Here is a 17,795-nt window from a genome sequence, read left to right on the forward strand (position 1 = left end):
GGCGCAGGTGCCGTCTACACGGGAGGTCCCTGATCGTGTGGCTGACACAGTCCGAGCGAGGGGGCCGGCACCGGGCCTCCGTGGTCGTGACGACACCGGGGACCCACCGGCCCACCGAATACGTCCGGGCGGTGCCGTCCGGGCCGAGGAGCCCCACGTGAACGCAACACGCTCCGTCCCCACCCGCTCCGGCCACGCCTCCGGTACCGCCGCTGCGAAAGAATCCGCTGTACGCACCTACGTGCTGGACACTTCAGTGTTGCTCTCCGACCCTTGGGCGGTCACCAGGTTCGCCGAGCACGAAGTCGTCCTCCCGCTGGTCGTGATCGGCGAACTCGAAGGGAAACGGCACCACCACGAACTCGGCTGGTTCGCCCGCGAATCGTTGCGCCTGCTCGACGACCTGCGGCAGCGGCACGGACGCCTCGACCAGCCCATCCCCATCGGGGACGAGGGTGGCACCCTCCACGTGGAGCTCAATCACACCGACCCCATGGTCCTGCCCGCGGGATTCCGCACCGACACCAACGACTCCCGCATCCTCGCGTGCGCCCTGAATCTGGCCACCGAGGGTCGCGACGTGGTGCTCGTCAGCAAGGACATCCCCTTGCGCGTCAAGGCCGGTGCCGTCGGCCTCGACGCCGACGAGTACCACGCCCAGGATGTGGTGATCTCGGGATGGACGGGCATGACCGAACTCGAAGTCGACCGGGCCCTCATCGACGAGATGTTCACCGAGGGCATCGTCGACATCGACGACGCGCGGGATCTGCCGTGCCACACGGGGATCAGACTTCTCGGTGGTTCGTCCAGCGCACTCGGCCGGGTCACCGCCGACAAGCGGGTGCAGCTCGTCCGCGGCGACCGGGAGGCGTTCGGACTGCACGGACGCTCCGCCGAACAGCGCGTCGCCCTCGACCTGCTGCTCGACGAATCCGTCGGCATCGTCTCCCTCGGCGGCAAAGCCGGAACCGGAAAGTCCGCCCTGGCACTGACGGCCGGACTCGAGGCCGTCCTGGAAAGACGAACCCACCGCAAGGTGGTCGTCTTCCGGCCGCTCTACGCGGTGGGTGGGCAGGAACTCGGCTACCTGCCGGGTACCGAGGCCGAGAAGATGAATCCGTGGGGCCAGGCGGTCTTCGACACCCTCGAAGGACTTGCCAGCCCGGCGGTGCTCGAGGAGGTGCTCAGCCGCGGAATGCTGGAAGTGCTGCCGCTCACGCACATTCGCGGCCGGTCGTTGCACGATTCGTTCGTCATCGTCGACGAGGCGCAGTCGCTCGAACGCAACGTGCTGCTCACCGTCCTGTCGCGGCTCGGTGCGGGATCGCGCGTCGTGCTCACCCACGACGTCGCCCAGCGTGACAACCTGCGTGTCGGCCGGCACGACGGTGTCGCGGCGGTCATCGAGAAGCTCAAGGGGCATCCGTTGTTCGCGCACGTCACGCTCACCCGCAGTGAGCGGTCGCCGATCGCGGCCCTCGTGACGGAGATGCTCGAGGAGTTCGCTCCGGGCGCCTGACGCCCGAGCACGGTCGACGCGGCGTGTCCGGCATCCGCCGGGCGCGCCGTCGTCGTCAGGCCTCGTCGGAGGCGTCGGTGTCCTCGGAGAGGGGGCCGAGTTCGGCCTCGAGCACTTCCTGGACCACGCGCATCGCAGCGAGTCCGGCGGGGGCGCCGCAGTACGCCGAGCAGTGGATGACGGATTCGACGATCTCTGTGCGGCCGAGCCCGTTGCGCAGGGCTCCGCGGACGTGTCCGCGCAGCTCGTTCTCGGCGCGCAGCGCGATGAGCATGCCGAGGTTGAGCAGGCTGCGGCTGCGCCGGTCCAGGCCGGGACGCGACCATACGGCACCCCAGGCGTGCTCGGTCACGAACTCCTGCATCGCCTCGGAGTCGGTGCCGTGGGAACGCTCGAATGCCCGCTCGACGAAGTCGTCACCCATCACTTCGCGCCGGATCTCCAGACCCGTCGTGAATCCAGGAGTGTGCTCGGCGTCGGACATGTCATCGCTCCCTGCTGATCCGTCGCCGAACGGTTCGGCGACGAACGGATTCTATGCGGGCGCCCTCAGGGGAGCGGTGGGGTGAGGATCGTCAGGAGCGACGCAGCACGGCGCGCAGGACGCCCACCACGGTTCCGCGGAGGAAGGTGAGGACGTCGAAGTGGTCGTCCCACACGGCGATCCGTCCGTCACGCACTTCGAAGGTGCCGCACACCCAGAACTCGATGCGCACCGGCCCGAAGCGCAGGATGTCGGTGCGTTCGGTGAGCACGATGTCGTCGTCGGCCGCGATGTGGTGGACGACGACGCCGAAGCCCATCGAAGGTCGCGCGAGACCTGCGAGGATCTTCCGGACCCGGGCGCCGCCGCGGATGGTGGGGAGCCAGGTGTTGTGCCACGCGATGTCGTCGGTGATCAGCGAGGCGGCGCGGTCGATGTCCTCGGCGGCCGTTGCCTCCAGGAAATCGGTCACCGTGGCGACGGCGTCCTGCGCGGTGGCGGTCTGGGTGCTCATCGTTCTCCTCGGCGTCGGCTGCGTCGCATGGTAACGGCAGGATGCCGGGGATGGGGTGGATTCGTGCACGTCACGGAATCACCGGAAACCGGGTTGTGTCGCGGAGGAGTCGGGCACCCTGAGATCAGGTACCCGTCCTCTCGAGTGACAGGAGCGAACCGATGAATCGAATTCCCCGACGCAGAGCAGCGTTGGTGGCGGCCGCAGCGGCGGTCGGGCTGGTGGTCGCGGGCTGCAGCGACGACCAGTCGGCGGAGGAAACGGTGGGCAGCGCGACCAGCGCGGTCCAGTCCGCCGCGGAGAGCGTGGCGTCCGAGGCGGAGAGCGCCGTCGAATCGATCACGCAGGGCGACGATTCGCCCGAAGCCGAGGAGCCCGCGGCGGATCAGTCCAGTGCGGTGCCGGGACCGGACGGCGAGCAGGTCGAACTCAGCGGGCCGATCCTGCAGAAGTACGACGAGGTCGGCGGTGCGTCCAGCCCGCTCGGTGCCGCGACCGGCCAGCAGGAGGAGGTCGGCGACGGCTACGTCGCGGAGTTCGAGGGCGGCATCATCGCGTGGAGCCCCGACACCGATTCCCACATCGTGTGGGGTGAGATCCGCACGGCCTGGGAGGCCGCGGGCGGTGCCGGTGGCGATCTGGGCTTCCCGATCACCGACGAGGAACAGACCCCCGACGGTGCGCGGAGCAACTTCCAGTTCGGTTACATCACCTGGGCGCCCGGCGCCGGGACCGAGGTGGTCCAGGAGTGAGGTGACTCCCAGCTCGCTGAGTCCTCGCTATCCGCTCGCGTTTTCGCCATCCTCTACAGCAAATTGCCGTAGAGGATGGCCGAACATGTAGCGGATGCAGGCGGGGTCGGTCGGGGCCCTGCGTGTCAGGACTCCTCGTCCACCCGCGTCATCGCCAGGACGTCGAGGCGGCGGTCCAGTTCCTCCTCGCTCAGGCGATCGCCGACGAGGCCGCGGTCCACGACGGCCTGACGGATCGTCTTCTTCTCCTTCAGCGCCTCCTTGGCGACAGCGGCCGCCTCCTCGTATCCGATCGCGGAGTTGAGGGGAGTGACGATCGACGGCGACGACTCCGCCAGCGTGCGCAGATGTTCGACGTTCGCCACCAGTCCGGTGATGCAGCGATCGGCGAACAGCCGGGAGACGTTGGCGAGCAGACGAATCGACTCGAGGACGTTGCGGGCCATCACCGGGATGTAGACGTTGAGTTCGAACGCCCCGGCGGCGCCGCTCCACGCCACGGTGGCGTCGTTGCCCACCACCTGTGCGGCGACCTGCGTAACCGATTCGGGAAGAACGGGATTGACCTTGCCCGGCATGATCGAGCTACCGGGCTGCAGATCGGGGAGCTGGATCTCGGCCAGACCCGTGAGCGGGCCGGATCCCATCCAGCGGATGTCGTTGGCGATCTTCGTCAGCGACACGGCGACGGTTCGCAGCGCGCCGGACACCTCGACTAACGCGTCACGCGCGGCCTGCGCCTCGAAGCTGTCGCGGGCCCGCTGCAGGTCGTCGAGCCCCGTGGTCTCGACGAGCACGGCCACGACGCGCGGACCGAAATCCGCCGGTGCGTTGAGGCCTGTGCCCACCGCGGTACCGCCGATCGGCAGTTCGCCGAGGCGGGGGAGGGTTGCGCGGAGGCGTTCGATCCCGGCCTCGATCTGTCGGGCGTAACCACCGAACTCCTGGCCCAGGGTCACCGGGACCGCATCCATCAAGTGGGTGCGGCCCGACTTGACGACCGTGCGCCACTCCTTCGCCTTCTCGTCGAGGGCACCGTGCAGATGCTCGAGGGCGGGGATCAGATCCTTGACTGTCGCCTCGGTCGCGGCGACATGCGTCGCGGTGGGGAAGGTGTCGTTCGACGACTGCGACATGTTGACGTCGTCGTTGGGGTGGACCGTGACGCCGGTCTTGGCGGCGATCGACGCGATGACCTCGTTGGTGTTCATGTTCGAGCTCGTGCCCGAACCGGTCTGGAAGACGTCGATCGGGAACTGGTCGTCGTACTCACCCGCGGCGATGGCATCGGCGGCCGCGACGATCGCGTCGGCCTTGTCGGGGTCGAGCAGACCCAGGTCCTTGTTCACCCGGGCACACGCGCTCTTGAGCAGACCCAGCGCGCGGATCTGTGCGCGTTCGAGTCCACGGCCCGAGATCGGGAAGTTCTCCACGGCGCGCTGCGTCTGGGCGCGCCACAAGGCGTCGACCGGAACCTGGACCTCGCCCATCGTGTCGCGTTCGATACGGAACTGCTGAGAAGACTGTTCGGTGTCGGTCATGTCCTCCACGTTATGCCGCCGGAACGAACGAGGAGGGGCACTGCACCAGAACTCGGTGCAGTGCCCCTCCTCGGAACGATCGCTTGGATCAGTGCGGTGAGGATCAGGGCATGGGCGGCGGCGAGCCGGCGACACCGTGGAAGTCGATGGACGAGAACTCGCTCAGCTTCTGCAGGCGGTGGTACGCCTCGATCATGCGGACCGTGCCGGACTTGCTGCGCATCACGATCGACTGAGTCTCCGCGCCACCGGCGGAGTAGCGGACGCCGCGGAGCAGCTCACCGTCGGTGACGCCGGTCGCGCAGAAGAAGATGTTCTCGCCGGTGACGAGATCGGTGGTGGTGAGGACGCGGTCGAGATCGTGTCCGGCGTCGATGGCCTTCTGGCGCTCGGCGTCGTCCTTCGGTGCCAGGCGGCCCTGCAGCGCGCCGCCCATGCAGCGCATCGCGGCCGCGGCGATGATGCCCTCGGGGGTACCGCCGATGCCGAGCAGCATGTCGACACCCGAACCCGGACGTGCAGCGGCGATCGCGCCGGCGACGTCGCCGTCGGAGATTAGACGGATGCGGGCACCCGCTTCGCGCACCTCCTTGATGATCTGCGCGTGGCGCGGACGGTCGAGGATCGTCACGGTCAGGTCGGCGTGCGCGATGTTCTTCGCCTTCGCGACGCGTCGGATGTTCTCCGCGATCGGGGCGGTGATGTCGATGACGTCGGCGGCCTCGGGGCCGACGGCGATCTTCTCCATGTAGAACACGGCGGACGGGTCGAACATCGCGCCCCGCTCGGCCACGGCGAGCACCGCGATCGCGCCGGGAGCGCCCTTCGACATGAGGGTCGTGCCGTCGATCGGGTCGACCGCGACGTCGCACAGCGGACCGTCGCCGTTGCCGACCTCCTCGCCGTTGTACAGCATGGGCGCTTCGTCCTTCTCGCCCTCACCGATCACGACGACACCCTGCATCGACACGGAGCTGACCATGTGCCGCATCGCGTCGACCGCGGCGCCGTCGCCACCTTCCTTGTCGCCGCGTCCGACCCACCGGCCGGCCGCCATCGCCGCGGCCTCGGTGACGCGGACCAGTTCGAGCGCGAGGTTGCGGTCCGGAGCTTCGCGGCGTGGGGTGCTGGCCGTCATGGGCTACTGCCTCCTGGAGACTTTTCGGTCGACGCGGGTTGCGCCGGCAGAGGAAGCGGGCGCCGAGGGCGCCCGCACGATCCGTGTGTGTCGCGTGGCTATTGTCTCATCACGGCCGATGGTGTGGGCTGTCGGACCCGCCCGGCCTGAACATGGCTGTTTCGTAGCTGTCAGACTGGACGGGTGGCATCCAAGAAACCTCGCATCCTGCAAGACGGTCGCGATATGGCGTGGTCGCTGATCCCGCTGCTCGTGCTGATTCTCTTCATCGCGGCGATCGCCAGCCAGTGCGAGTTCAAGCCCGGTGGACCCACGGCGGGTCCGGTGCCGAGCTTCGACATCGATGCCGGCCTGAAGTACGACGCGGCGGAGCTCGGATTCCCGATCCGCCAACCCGAGGTGCCCGAGGACTGGCAGCCCAACTCCGGTAGCCGCAGCATCGTCTCCGGTAACCAGGGCGGTGATTCGAGCACCGTCGGTTTCATCACCCCCGCAGGTCGCTACGTGCGCTTCACCCAATCGGATGCCGGTGAGGACGAACTGGTGCGATTCGTCGCCGGAGGTGCCCGCACCGCCACCGACACCCGCTCCGTCGAGGGCCACGACTGGGTGGTCTACGGAGGCGAGGGCGTCGAAGCACTCTGGGTGTCCGACTTCGGCGACGTGCGGATCCTGATCGGTGGCTCCGGCGACGAGGCCGAGTTCACCACCCTGGCGACCGCCGCGGGCAGGGCCGAACCGCTCGAACCCTGATCCGGGTCGGATCGGTCGAACGCTGATCCGGGTCGGATCGGTCGAACGCTGATCTCGGGCTCGAGCGAGGTCAGTCCTCGTCGTCCTCGTACTCGTCGTCGTACTCGTCGTCCGCGAGGGAGAGCGCCTGCTCGACACGTTCGCGGGCACCGGCGAGGTGTTCCTCGCAGCGCTTCGCGAGCGCCTCGCCGCGCTCCCACAGCTGCAACGAGTCGTCGAGGTCGAGTCCGCCCTGCTCGAGCATCTTCACGACGTTGACGAGTTCGTCCCGAGCTCGCTCGTAGCCGAACTCCCGCACATCGGCGTTGGCGTCGTCGGTTCCCGCGTTCGTCACTGTCCTGATCTTCCTTGTCGTTCGTGTCCCATGACGGCGGCGCGGGCCGCGCCGTCCGCCACGCGCACCCGCAGCTGGGTGCCGATGGGCATCTCGTCGAGTGTGCGTACCACTTCGGGGGCGCTGCCCGGCACGATCCGCTGGACCACGGCGTAGCCACGCGCCAGGGTCGCCGCGGGTCCGAGGGTCGCCAACCGTGCCCGCAGGTGTTCGAGCGTCGACGACTGCGACGAGATCAGTCGCGTGACGTCGCGCCGTGCCGCGTGCTGCAGTCGCTCGATCTCCTCGTTCCGCCGGTCGAGATCGCGGAACGGATCGGCCAGGACGGGACGGTCGCGCAACTGTGCGATCACGTGTTCCTCGCGCCGGACCCAGTTGCGCAGTGCCGCCGCCGATCGTGTCCTCAGCTCGTCGACGAGATCGAGTTCGGCGACCGCATCGGGTACGACGCGCTTCGCGGCGTCGGTCGGGGTCGCAGCCCGCAGGTCGGCGACGTGATCGCAGAGCGGACTGTCGGGCTCGTGGCCGATCGCGCTGACCACGGGGGTCGTGCACGCGGCGATCGCGCGGCACAGCGCCTCGTCGGAGAAGGGCAGCAGATCCTCGACGCTGCCGCCGCCGCGGGCGAGGACGATCACGTCGACATCCGGGTCCTTGTCGAGCGCTTCGAGGGCGTCGATGAGCTGCGTGACCGCGGTCGGGCCCTGCACGGTCGCGTGGCGGACGTCGAACTGCACGGCCGGCCAGCGACGCTGCGCGACCGACAACACGTCGCGTTCGGCTGCGCTGCCGCGGCTGGTGACCAGGCCGACGCGGCGCGGCAGGAAGGGAAGGGGGCGCTTCAACCGCGGGTCGAACAAACCTTCGGCCGCGAGCAACGCGCGCAGTCGTTCGAGCCGCGCGAGCAGTTCACCGATACCGATGGCTCGGATCTCGGTGACTCGCAGCGCGAGACTGCCGCGTCCGGGCCAGAAGGTCATCTTCCCGAACATGATCACGCGGCTGCCCTCGGTGAGCGGAACCCCCGACTGCTGCAACAACTGTGGTGAGCAGGTCACCTGCAGGGACATGTCCACCGACGGGTCGCGCAGGGTCAAGAACGCCGTCCGCGTCCCGGGGCGGGCGTTGATCTGGGTGATCTGCCCTTCGACCCAGATGGTGCCGAGCTTGTCGATCCACCCGGCGACCTTCTGCGCCACGGTGCGGACGGGCCAGGGCTGCTCCGCGGAGTTCGGGCGTGCCGCGTTCTGTCCGGCCGTCACTTGTTACGCGCGCTCGTGATCCGGTTCGACAACATCGTCACGAACGGAGTACGCGCGGCGTGAGCATTCTCGTATTCGAGCAACGCTGTGAGCTCGTCCACCGACAGTGCCCGCAGGCGGGCACGCAGCTGAGCGAGGGTCAACGAGTCGTAGTCGAGGTATTCGACGATCTCGGAACGGTTGCCGGTGGCGACCTTCGTGTCCGTGGTCTCACCGATCTTCGTGCCCTCGGCGTCGGCGGCCTTCTTCGGAGCGGACTTCTTCGCTGCCGCCTTCTTCGCGGGGCCCTTCGTCGTCGCGGTACCGGCCTTCACCGGTGCGGCCTGCTCGGCCAAGGGTGCATCGGCGTCGGTCGCCGGCGGGATCGAGTACAGGGCGAACCGGCCGGGAGCGCCGTTCGAGGCGCTGTTCGTCGAGGTCGCCGCCTCGTCCGAGGGGGTCGAGCCGTCGTCGTCGAAGGTCGCCCATTGTGCGGTCTCGGCGGGCTCTGCTCCGAAGATCTCGAAGAACTGGTCGCCCTTGATGGCGAGCGAGGTCATGACCTGCTGCACTCGCATCGTCGTCTGCAGGATCTGGCTCACCGTCGTCATCGGCAACGAAACGGCTGTGCTCGGCAGCTTGAGGGTCTCTTCGTACGCGGTGACAGCAACGCCGGCAGCCACCCGTGCCAGGAACGGTGGACGGATCATGCCCCAAGACTGCCCGATGATCGGCGTGATTGGTAGCCAGGGGAGCACGTCGGCTGCGAGCTGGAAAGCCCCACTCCCACGCGCCCCGTACTCTGGAGGTATGTCTGCGCCTGTTCCTCTCGAAGTCGGGATCACACGGTCCGCCGGTCCCTCCACCTCCGGAAAGCGCGTCCTGCTCGCCGAGCCGCGCGGCTACTGCGCCGGCGTCGACCGCGCCGTCGAGACCGTCGAGAAGGCACTCGACAAGTACGGTGCGCCGATCTACGTCCGCAAGGAGATCGTGCACAACCGCCACGTCGTCGACACGCTCGCCGACCGCGGCGTGGTGTTCGTCGACGAGACCGACGAGGTGCCCGAGGGGGCCGTGCTCGTGTTCTCGGCGCACGGTGTGTCGCCCGCGGTCCACGAATCGGCCGCTGCCCGGCAGCTGCGCACCATCGACGCGACCTGCCCGCTGGTGACGAAAGTCCACCAGGAGGCCAAGCGCTTCGCCCGCGACGACTTCGACATCCTGCTCATCGGTCACGAGGGCCACGAGGAGGTCGAGGGCACCGCAGGTGAGGCCCCCGATCACGTGCAGCTCGTCGACGGCCCCGACGCCGTCGATTCGGTGACCGTGCGCGATCCGTCGAAGGTCATCTGGCTGTCCCAGACCACCCTCAGCGTCGACGAGACGATGCAGACCGTGCAGCGCCTGCGCCAGAAGTTCCCTCAGCTGCAGGATCCGCCGAGCGACGACATCTGCTACGCCACCCAGAACCGCCAGGTCGCGGTGAAGGCGATGGCGCCCGAGTGCGATCTGGTGATCGTCGTGGGGTCGAGGAACTCGTCGAACTCCGTGCGGCTCGTCGAGGTGGCCCTCGGTGCGGGTGCCCGGGCAGCGCACCTGGTCGACTACGCCAAGGAGATCGATCCGGCCTGGCTCGAGGATGTCGAGACCGTCGGCATCACCTCCGGTGCGTCGGTCCCCGAGATCCTCGTGCAGGGCGTCGTCCAGTTCCTCGACGAGCGCGGCTTCCACGACGTGCAGTCGGTGACGACCGCCAACGAGACCCTGGTGTTCGCCCTGCCGCGCGAACTGCGCGCGTCGCGTCGCTGAGACGGTGGTTCCGTAGGTCCGTAGAGCGAAGACGACCGGTCACCGCCGTGAATCGGCAGGTGACCGGTCGTCTTCGTCGTATGGGTCAGTCCTCGTAGCGGTCGCGGTACCGCACGCGCGGCGGCTCGTAGCCCTGCGTGGGTGCGGGGGAGGGCGCCGGTCGACCGGTCTCCGGGTCGGGTGCCGGACGGCGCCGCGGTTCGCGGACCTCCGGCTGCACCGGCTCCGCAGGCCGGGGAGCGCGGGCACGCCGGGGAGCGGGCTGCTCGGCGGCCGGGGATTCGGGACGGACGCGGCGACGGGGGCGGGTGTCGGCGACCTCCCGGACCGACGCCTTCGCAGCCGGCGTCCCGCGGCCCGCGGCGGTGCGAGGTGCGTCCGCAGGGGTGGCCGCCGCCGGTCGTCCCCGGGCCGCACGTCTGGTCGGACGGTCGTTCACAGCGCGGTTCGGCCGGTCGCCGGCGGCGCGGGCCGGGCGCTCCTTCGCGGTTCCGGCCTTCGCTGCCCGCGGCTTCGCCCGCTCGCGCGGCGCCCGGGCCCGTACCCCCGTGTTCTGTCGGGTCACGAAGATCCGGAAACCGCCGATGGCCAGTGCCAGGAGTGTCGCCACCAGCATCGCCGGAAAACGGTTCACCAGCGGATAGGCGACGTTGAGCGCGAGATCCTTCAATCCGCCGGTGCTGTCGGAGGAGACGATCTCCTGACCGATCGGCACCGCGAGGAGCAGCAGCAGTGGCGGCTGGGCCATGGCCGTGAACAGTCCGCGATAGCGCACCGCCACCGCGGCCGCGACGCAGCCGAGCACGTAGAAGACAGTGAACGCAGAGGTCAGTTCGTTCCCGCGTGCGCTGTCGAGCAGCACCCCGAGAAGCGTCGTTCCGGCTGCGATCGCCACGGCACCCCACCAGGGCACACCGGGCACCGTAGGCACCAACGACCGCATGTCGAGCGGCACCGCCGAACGTGCACGTTGGGTTGCAGACACAACGTAGACATTAGCGTGGCGATGTCAGCTCGCTTCGTCGACAGGACCGTCCGCCACTGCTCTTTCTGCCAGAGTGCTGCGCCGCGGCCACGCGTCGACACGCTGCACCTCGGGCACCGCACCGTCGAATATTTCCAGGTCGTGGAGCTTGCGGGCCGTCACGCCCACCCGGGTGTCCATCGACGAGACCGTCATGTTGAACGAATCGACGGCCTTGCCGAGCTGGTTGCCGAGCCGATCGAGGTGGGAACCGACCACACCGAGCCGTTGGTACAGCTCACGGCCCAATCGGTGGATGGTCGCGGCGTCGCGGGAGAGCGCCTCCTGCCGCCAGGTGTGCGCGATCGTGCGCAGCAACGCGACGAGCGTGGTCGGTGTGGCAAGGATGACGTTCCGGGCGAAGGCGTGCTCGAGCAGATCGGGATCGGCACCCAGCGCGGCGTCGAGGAACGGATCGCCCGGCACGAACAGCACGACGAACTCGGGCGTCGGGTCGAACGACTCCCAGTAGGCCTTGGCCGCCAGTTGATCGATATGGGTACGCAACTGACGTGCGTGGCGCGTGAGGTGCCGATCGCGCTCGTCGGGCTCCTCGGCCTCGGCGGCATCCAGATAGGCGGCGAAAGGCACCTTGGCGTCGACGACGATCTGTTTGCCGCCGGCGAGGTAGACGAGCAGGTCGGGCCGTACTCCGTCCTTGCTCACCTGGGTGTCGAAGTCGCAGTGCCGGACCATCCCGGCGAGTTCGACGACGCGTTCGAGCTGGATCTCACCCCATCGTCCGCGGATCTGCGGCGCACGCAGCGCGGTGACCAGCTGCTGGGTACGCGTGGACAGCAGCTGCGACGCGCGGTGCATGCCCTCGACCTGCTCACTCAGCCCGGCGTAGGCGTGCACGCGGTTGCGTTCGACGTGCTCGACCTGCTGGGCCAGCGCCCCCACGGCCTCGTTCAACGGGCCGACGAGCCGCGACACCTGGTCGCCGATGGCACCGGACTGCCGACGCGCGGCGTCCTCGCTCACCGCGGCCAGCGACTGACGCAGCTGCTCCTCGTTGTCGCGCAGGGCTGCCAGCTGCGCCTCGGCACGGGCTGCGCGTTCGCCGTCGCGGGAGGCCCGCAACAGCCAGCCGAGCACCACCCCCAGACCGAGCGCGACGAGCAGGCCGAGTGCCGTGAGTGCTGTCATGTGGCGGATGATGCCTCATCGATACGACATCCACCCGACACCCGGGGATGTCGGTCCCCTCCTCTACCGTCTGTCCCATGCGGATCCTGCACACCTCCGACTGGCACATCGGCCGCACCTTCCACGGGGTCGACCTGCTCGCCGACCAGGCGCGTGCGCTGCGGACCATCGCCGATCTGGTGGCCGAACGCGGGATCGACGTGGTGGTCGTGCCGGGCGACGTGTACGACCGGTCGATCCCGAGTTCCGACGCGGTGGCCGTGTGCAACGCCGGTCTCGAGGCCATCCGTGAGGCAGGGGCGATCATCGTCGCCACCTCCGGCAACCACGACTCGCCGGTCCGTCTCGGCGCCGGTGCCGCCTTCGCCGCGCACGGTGGTCTGCACCTGATCACCCGCGTGTCGCAGATCGACAGCCCCGTCGTCCTGCACGACGAGCACGGCCCGGTCTGCTTCTACGGCATCCCGTATCTCGAGCCCGAGATCACCCGCGCCGAGCTCGGCGTCCCCGAGGCCCGCTCGCACCAGCAGATCCTCGACGCGGCGATGGAACGCGTGCGCGCCGATGCCGCGGGTCGCGACGGCCGCACCGTCGTCCTGGCCCACGCCTTCGTCGTCGGTGGCGAGCCCAGCGACTCCGAGCGGTCCATCTCCGTCGGCGGAGTCGAAACGGTGGCCGCGTCGTCGTTCGACGGTGCCGACTACGTCGCGCTGGGTCACCTGCACTCCCCGCAGACGGTGAGCGAGACGGTCCGGTACTCGGGATCGCCGTTGCCGTACTCCTTCGGCGAGCGCTCGCACCGCAAGGCGGTCTTCGTCGTCGACCTCGACGCCGCGGGTGCGGCGTCCGTCGAGCGCGTCGATCTCCCGGTGATCCGCGAATTGACCCGTCTCGAAGGCGAACTCGACGACCTGCTCGCCGATCCGGCCCATGCCGCCGTCGAGGAGCACTACGTCTCCGCGGTGCTGACCGACGCGACCCGCCCGCTCGACGCCATGCGTCGCCTGCAGGAGCGGTTCCCGTACGCCGTGCACGTCGAATGGCAGCGACCGGCCGGGTCCACGGAGGGCAGTTATCGCGACAAGGTGCGCGGTCGCAGCGATCGCGATGTCGCCGCGTCGTTCCTCACCGACGTGCGTTCCGAACCGTCCGAGCGCGAGCGCGGCTGGATCGACGAAGCGTTGAGGGAGGTCGACCGTCGTCGCGGTATCGGCGACGAGACCGACACACAGTGGCGGACGGACGTGCCCGCATGAGACTGCACCACCTCGAGATCACGGCCTTCGGTCCGTTCGCCGACACCGTCGAGATCGACTTCGACGAGCTCGGCGCCGACGGGCTGTTCCTGCTGCACGGCCAGACGGGCGCGGGCAAGACGTCGATCCTCGACGCGGTCGCGTTCGCGCTCTACGGCACCGTCCCCGGGGCTCGCTCCGAAGGGCGCCGGTTGCTGTCCGACCACGCGCGGGTGGGTGCCGTGCCGACGGTCCGGCTCGAGGCGACCATCGCGGGGCGCCGCCTGTCCATCGAACGCAGCCCCGAGTTCGAACGCCCGAAGAAGCGCGGCACCGGCACGATCAAACAGAATGCCAAGGCGAATCTCACGTGGCTCGACGGGTCGGGGGAGAACCTGTCGCGCGCCCAGGAGATCGGCGACGTCGTCAAGTCGCTGCTCGGGATGAGCGCCGAACAGTTCTTCCAGGTGGTACTCCTTCCACAGGGCGACTTCGCCCGGTTCCTGCGCGCGAACAGCGAAGAGCGCGGCAGGCTGCTCGAGCGTCTGTTCGACACCACCCGTTTCGGCGACCTCGAGCAGTGGTTCCGCGACCGCCGCGGTGCCGGAACGAAACTGCTTGCCGAGCAACAGAAGAAGGTCGAAGTCCTCGCGGCGAAGGTGGCTGCGTCCGCCGGGATCGAAGCGGGCGCCGATGCCGACCCGGTGGAGTGGGCGGGCCGCCTGCTCGCCGAGGCCGCGGAGAACCGCGACGACGCCGCCGCGGCCCTGTCGCGCGTCCGCGCCGTCGACGAGTCCAACCGGCGCAGGCTCGACGAGACCGTCGCTCTCGCCGACCGACTCCGCCGTCGCCGCGACGCCCTGAACGTCCTCGCCGAACTCGAGCAGACGCAGTCGCAGCGCGTCGCCCTGACGGCAGAACGTGACGCCGCGCATCGCGCGGTGAGCGTCGCGGTCGTCGATCGGGAGGCCGACCGTCTCGCACGCGAGGCCGATGCCGCCGCAGCGCGCGCCGAGACAGCCGCCGCGCCGCTTCGGAGCGACGACGAAGGACGCGATCTCCTCGACGCTGTCGGGCCGACGCCGTCCACCACCGACCGCGAGGTCATCCGTCCTCGATGCGAGGAATGGTCCTCGGAGGCAGCGCGTCTCGACGTGCTGCTCGATCGCCGACGTCGTCTCGCCGAGCTCGAGGCAGACCGCGAGAAGTTCGTCGGGCGCCACCGCGCTCTCACCGACGAGCGTCAGCAGGTGATCGACGAACGTGCCGCGCTGCCCGAGCGGTCGACCGCCGCCGCCGATGCGGTCGCCGAGGCCGAGCGCGCAGCCGCGATGCTCCCGGGCCTGTCCACCGCGCGCGACCGTGCCGCCGACGCACTTGACGCCGCCACCGAACTCGCTTCGCGCCGAACCGAACTCGAACGACTCGAAACCCGGGTGCTGCAACTGCACTCCGAATTCAACGACGCGCGCGACGCGCACCTCGACATCCGGCAGCGCCGGATCGACGGGATGGCCGCCGAACTCGCGGCACGTCTCACCGACGGCGAACCGTGCGCGGTCTGCGGGTCCACCGAGCATCCCGAGCCTGCCCGCCCGACGCCCGACACCGCGACGAAGGCCGACGAGGAACGCGCCCACGCCGCCGAGCAACGCGCCGCCGCCGCGCTGAGCGAAGCACGCGAGGCCGTCACCGAACTCTCCGGGATCGTGGCCGTCCTCCGGCAGCGTTGCGGCGATGCCGAACTCGCGGAGCTCACCACCGCCCACGCCGAGGCGGTCCGCGCCCACGACGAGGCCGCCACCGTCGCCGGTCGGCTCGACCACCTGCGCGCGGCGGTCGAGGATCTGCGCAAGCTCGACACGGTGCTGGCCGAACAGGAGAAGCGGCTCGACGCCGAACTGTCCGAGCTCGCCCGCGAGGACGCGGTCCGCGCAGCCGAGATCACGGAGATCCGCGAGCGCATCGTCGAGGCCGTCGGCGACCTCGACCTGCTCGCCCCGCGACGGAAGACGGTCGCGGCACTGTCCGCCGCGGCCACTGCACTGCTCGATGCTCGTACCGCAGCCCTCCAGGCGCGCACGGCCGCCGATGAACGCGCCGCCGACGCCCGCACCACAGCCGCCGAGGCAGGCTTCACCGACCTCGACAGTGCCCGCGCGGCCGTCCGGACGCCCGAGCGACTCGCCGAGATCGACCGCGTCCTGCGCGCCGCCGACGACGAACGCGCGGTGGCCACCTCCACGCTGAACGACCCGGCGATCGCGGCGCTCACCGGCGACGAGGTCGCCGACGTGACGGTCGCGCGCGCGGTGGTGGACGACGGTGCCGCCGCGGTCGAGGCGGCCCTGAGTGAGGCCCCTGAGGCCGAGCGCCGGCACCTCGACATCGAGAACTACACCCGCCGACTCGAGCGTGCCTGCGCCGAACTGGCCCCGCTGCTCGACGAACACGCCGAACTCGCCGCGCTCGCCGACGTCGTCGCGGGGATGGGGTCGAACGCCAAGAAGATGTCGTTGCGCTCGTACGTGCTCGCGGCGCGACTCGAGGAGGTTGCCGACGCCGCCTCCGAACGCCTGCGCAGAATGTCCGGCGGTCGCTACGAGTTCGTGCACTCCGACGCGGCCGAGAGCCGGGGTCGTCGTGGCGGTCTCGGTCTCGACATCCACGACGAGTACACCGGGGCTGTGCGATCGACGAAGACGCTGTCGGGCGGCGAGTCCTTCCAGGCGTCCCTCGCGCTCGCCCTCGGCCTCGCCGACGTCGTCGCCGCAGAGGCCGGTGGGCTCGTACTCGACACGATGTTCATCGACGAAGGGTTCGGTTCACTCGACGCCGACTCCCTCGAAGCCGTCATGGGTGTGCTCGACGAACTGCGCGCGGGAGGCCGTGTGGTGGGCGTGGTCAGTCACGTCGACGAGATGCGGCAGCGGATCCCGAGCAGGCTGCACGTCATCCGTGGCCGCTCGGGATCCACCGTCCGCGTCGCGAGCTGACCGCCCCTCAGTCCTCGGAGGCGGCGGGTGCCGGAGAGGCCGGCTTCGGATCGGGCACGGAGGTGTCGCCCGGAGCCGGGAGTGCCTTCGTCTCGTCGTCGTCGCCATCACTGGCGCGTTCGTCGATCTGTTCGCCGATGTAGCGGATGACCACCGCGGCCACCGCCGCGACCGGCACCGCCAGGAACGCACCGATGATCCCGAACAGTGACGATCCGGCCGTCACCGCGAGCAGCACCACGGCTGCGTGCAGGTTCATCGACCGCGACTGCAGCACCGGCTGCAGCACGTTCCCCTCGATCTGCTGCACCGCGATGATGAGGACCAGCACGATGATCGCGGTCGTGAAACCGTTGGCGACGAGTGCGACCAGCACCGCCAGCGCACCGGCGACGAACGCACCGACGATGGGAATGAATCCGCCGATGAAGGTCAGGATCGCCAGCACAGGTGCGAGCGGGACTCCGAGGATCAGCAGGCCGATACCGATGAACAGGGCGTCGATGAAGCTCACCAAGGCCTGCGTGCGGATGAACCCGCCCAGCGTGTCCCACATGCGGCCGAGTACCGCTTCGAGGTGACGTCCGGCGCGGCCACCGCTCACACGGTGTAGCCACGGCACGAAGCGCGGGCCGTCCTTGATGAAGAAGAAGGTCAGCACGAGGACCAGAGCGAGCGTGACGAGCAGCGAGCCCGCCGTGCTCACACCGGAGAAGACACCGCCCGCGATGGTGGCGGCACTGCCCTGCACCCGCTCGACCACCGCGTGGACGGCGTTGTCGAGTTGTTCGTCGCGCAGGTTGATCGGGGGTCCCTTCACCCATTCCTGCACGGTGTTGATGCCTTCGGTGGCCTTGTTGGCCAGGTCCGGCATCTGGGAGACCACCGACGGGACGATGCCGGCGATGATGCCGCCGACGATCGCGAAGAACATCACGAGGGTCAGGCCGGCCGCAGCAGCCGGAGGAACGCCGCGTTTGGTCATGAAGCGGGTGGGCGGCCACAGGATCGTGGAGACGACGATCGCGAGGGCGACCGGCAGCACGATCACCCACATCTTCTCGATGATCCAGCCGATCACCACCGCACCGGCGGCGATGACGACCAGGCAGGCCGACCACTTGGCGAGCCAGATTCCGCCCGTGCCCAGCAGGCTTCCGCGGTCGGGCTTCGCCGACGGCTTCCCACTGCTGTTTCCGCTGGGCGCGGTCTTCGATTCGGTCAACGACGGTCCTTCCGACATGTATCGAGCTCGATACCGATCGACAGTCGCCAATCTACGGTCACCGAGCGCCGCGCGTGG

Annotated in this window: 16 protein-coding genes; 6 read left to right on the forward strand and 10 right to left on the reverse strand. The window is 69.3% G+C overall.

The genetic code is table 11. The annotated features are described in order from the left end of the window. Nucleotides 1–157: 157 nt before the first annotated feature. The gene (locus C6Y44_RS06385; protein WP_174247077.1) at nt 158–1,522 is read left to right on the forward strand and encodes a PhoH family protein; all 1,365 of its coding nucleotides are present in this window, start codon (nt 158–160) and stop codon (nt 1,520–1,522) included. A gap of 55 nt (nt 1,523–1,577) precedes the next feature. On the opposite strand, the gene C6Y44_RS06390 is transcribed toward C6Y44_RS06385, so the two are convergent. Both C6Y44_RS06390 and C6Y44_RS06395 read right to left on the reverse strand, forming a co-directional pair. Continuing rightward, nucleotides 1,578–2,006, reverse strand: coding sequence for a carboxymuconolactone decarboxylase family protein (locus C6Y44_RS06390; RefSeq protein WP_159418969.1), 429 nt, complete (start codon nt 2,004–2,006; stop codon nt 1,578–1,580). 91 nt (nt 2,007–2,097) lie between these two features. Further along, on the reverse strand, nt 2,098–2,520 hold the full coding sequence (locus tag C6Y44_RS06395) for a limonene-1,2-epoxide hydrolase family protein (protein WP_120281768.1): 423 nt from the start codon (nt 2,518–2,520) through the stop codon (nt 2,098–2,100). 161 nt (nt 2,521–2,681) lie between these two features. Here C6Y44_RS06395 and C6Y44_RS06400 point away from each other — a divergent pair, with 161 nt between their 5' ends. Further along, entirely contained in the window at nt 2,682–3,272 is a 591-nt protein-coding gene (locus C6Y44_RS06400) for an LGFP repeat-containing protein (protein ID WP_202400337.1), read from the forward strand. Between the two features lie 125 nt (nt 3,273–3,397). Here the strand turns inward: C6Y44_RS06400 and C6Y44_RS06405 are convergent, their stop codons facing one another. Continuing rightward, on the reverse strand, nt 3,398–4,813 hold the full coding sequence (locus C6Y44_RS06405; RefSeq protein ID WP_159418968.1) for a class II fumarate hydratase: 1,416 nt from the start codon (nt 4,811–4,813) through the stop codon (nt 3,398–3,400). A gap of 103 nt (nt 4,814–4,916) precedes the next feature. Then, nucleotides 4,917–5,951 (reverse strand): class II fructose-bisphosphatase, encoded by a 1,035-nt coding sequence (glpX, locus tag C6Y44_RS06410; RefSeq protein WP_016693944.1) that lies wholly within the window; start codon nt 5,949–5,951, stop codon nt 4,917–4,919. A gap of 183 nt (nt 5,952–6,134) precedes the next feature. Between glpX and C6Y44_RS06415 the strand changes: the two genes are divergently transcribed. Beyond that, nucleotides 6,135–6,704, forward strand: a complete 570-nt coding sequence (locus C6Y44_RS06415) for a DUF4245 domain-containing protein (RefSeq protein ID WP_120281771.1) — start codon at nt 6,135–6,137, stop codon at nt 6,702–6,704. A 70-nt stretch (nt 6,705–6,774) separates the two neighbouring features. On the opposite strand, the gene C6Y44_RS06420 is transcribed toward C6Y44_RS06415, so the two are convergent. The 3 genes from C6Y44_RS06420 to C6Y44_RS06430 are packed head-to-tail and all read right to left on the reverse strand — an operon-like array spanning nt 6,775 to nt 8,989. Further along, the gene (locus C6Y44_RS06420) at nt 6,775–7,038 is read right to left on the reverse strand and encodes an exodeoxyribonuclease VII small subunit (RefSeq protein ID WP_159418967.1); all 264 of its coding nucleotides are present in this window, start codon (nt 7,036–7,038) and stop codon (nt 6,775–6,777) included. After that, nucleotides 7,035–8,300, reverse strand: coding sequence for an exodeoxyribonuclease VII large subunit (xseA, locus tag C6Y44_RS06425; RefSeq protein WP_159418966.1), 1,266 nt, complete (start codon nt 8,298–8,300; stop codon nt 7,035–7,037). The genes C6Y44_RS06420 and xseA overlap by 4 nt, the downstream gene beginning before the upstream one ends. Further along, entirely contained in the window at nt 8,297–8,989 is a 693-nt protein-coding gene (locus tag C6Y44_RS06430) for a lipid droplet-associated protein (protein ID WP_159418965.1), read from the reverse strand. The genes xseA and C6Y44_RS06430 overlap by 4 nt, the downstream gene beginning before the upstream one ends. A 100-nt stretch (nt 8,990–9,089) precedes the next feature. Here C6Y44_RS06430 and C6Y44_RS06435 point away from each other — a divergent pair, with 100 nt between their 5' ends. Further along, nucleotides 9,090–10,088, forward strand: coding sequence for a 4-hydroxy-3-methylbut-2-enyl diphosphate reductase (locus C6Y44_RS06435; RefSeq protein ID WP_159418964.1), 999 nt, complete (start codon nt 9,090–9,092; stop codon nt 10,086–10,088). A gap of 85 nt (nt 10,089–10,173) precedes the next feature. Here C6Y44_RS06435 and C6Y44_RS06440 read toward each other — a convergent pair whose 3' ends face one another. Continuing rightward, the gene (locus tag C6Y44_RS06440) at nt 10,174–11,073 is read right to left on the reverse strand and encodes a DUF6542 domain-containing protein (protein ID WP_225623735.1); all 900 of its coding nucleotides are present in this window, start codon (nt 11,071–11,073) and stop codon (nt 10,174–10,176) included. 24 nt (nt 11,074–11,097) lie between these two features. Next, nucleotides 11,098–12,261: a DNA recombination protein RmuC gene (locus C6Y44_RS06445; RefSeq protein ID WP_120281776.1), complete on the reverse strand. Its 1,164-nt coding sequence runs from the start codon at nt 12,259–12,261 to the stop codon at nt 11,098–11,100. Nucleotides 12,262–12,338: 77 nt separating this feature from the next. Between C6Y44_RS06445 and C6Y44_RS06450 the strand changes: the two genes are divergently transcribed. Next, entirely contained in the window at nt 12,339–13,517 is a 1,179-nt protein-coding gene (locus tag C6Y44_RS06450) for an exonuclease SbcCD subunit D (protein WP_159418962.1), read from the forward strand. Further along, nucleotides 13,514–16,492, forward strand: a complete 2,979-nt coding sequence (locus tag C6Y44_RS06455) for an AAA family ATPase (protein ID WP_192378730.1) — start codon at nt 13,514–13,516, stop codon at nt 16,490–16,492. The genes C6Y44_RS06450 and C6Y44_RS06455 overlap by 4 nt, the downstream gene beginning before the upstream one ends. A 7-nt stretch (nt 16,493–16,499) precedes the next feature. Here the strand turns inward: C6Y44_RS06455 and C6Y44_RS06460 are convergent, their stop codons facing one another. Further along, the gene (locus tag C6Y44_RS06460; protein ID WP_225623736.1) at nt 16,500–17,717 is read right to left on the reverse strand and encodes an AI-2E family transporter; all 1,218 of its coding nucleotides are present in this window, start codon (nt 17,715–17,717) and stop codon (nt 16,500–16,502) included. Nucleotides 17,718–17,795 lie beyond the last annotated feature (78 nt).

The sequence above is a fragment of the Rhodococcus rhodochrous genome, assembly GCF_014854695.1.
Lineage (GTDB): Bacteria > Actinomycetota > Actinomycetes > Mycobacteriales > Mycobacteriaceae > Rhodococcus.

What these genes read in the sequence shown, in the direction of transcription:
- C6Y44_RS06450 (WP_159418962.1), top strand. Translation starts at nt 12,339, where the DNA reads ATGCGGATCCTGCACACCTCCGACTGGCACATCGGCCGCACCTTCCAC.
- C6Y44_RS06400 (WP_202400337.1), top strand. Translation starts at nt 2,682, where the DNA reads ATGAATCGAATTCCCCGACGCAGAGCAGCGTTGGTGGCGGCCGCAGCG.
- glpX (WP_016693944.1), bottom strand. Translation starts at nt 5,951, where the DNA reads ATGACGGCCAGCACCCCACGCCGCGAAGCTCCGGACCGCAACCTCGCG.
- C6Y44_RS06435 (WP_159418964.1), top strand. Translation starts at nt 9,090, where the DNA reads ATGTCTGCGCCTGTTCCTCTCGAAGTCGGGATCACACGGTCCGCCGGT.
- C6Y44_RS06430 (WP_159418965.1), bottom strand. Translation starts at nt 8,989, where the DNA reads ATGATCCGTCCACCGTTCCTGGCACGGGTGGCTGCCGGCGTTGCTGTC.
- C6Y44_RS06395 (WP_120281768.1), bottom strand. Translation starts at nt 2,520, where the DNA reads ATGAGCACCCAGACCGCCACCGCGCAGGACGCCGTCGCCACGGTGACC.
- C6Y44_RS06445 (WP_120281776.1), bottom strand. Translation starts at nt 12,261, where the DNA reads ATGACAGCACTCACGGCACTCGGCCTGCTCGTCGCGCTCGGTCTGGGG.
- C6Y44_RS06405 (WP_159418968.1), bottom strand. Translation starts at nt 4,813, where the DNA reads ATGACCGACACCGAACAGTCTTCTCAGCAGTTCCGTATCGAACGCGAC.
- C6Y44_RS06455 (WP_192378730.1), top strand. Translation starts at nt 13,514, where the DNA reads ATGAGACTGCACCACCTCGAGATCACGGCCTTCGGTCCGTTCGCCGAC.
- C6Y44_RS06390 (WP_159418969.1), bottom strand. Translation starts at nt 2,006, where the DNA reads ATGTCCGACGCCGAGCACACTCCTGGATTCACGACGGGTCTGGAGATC.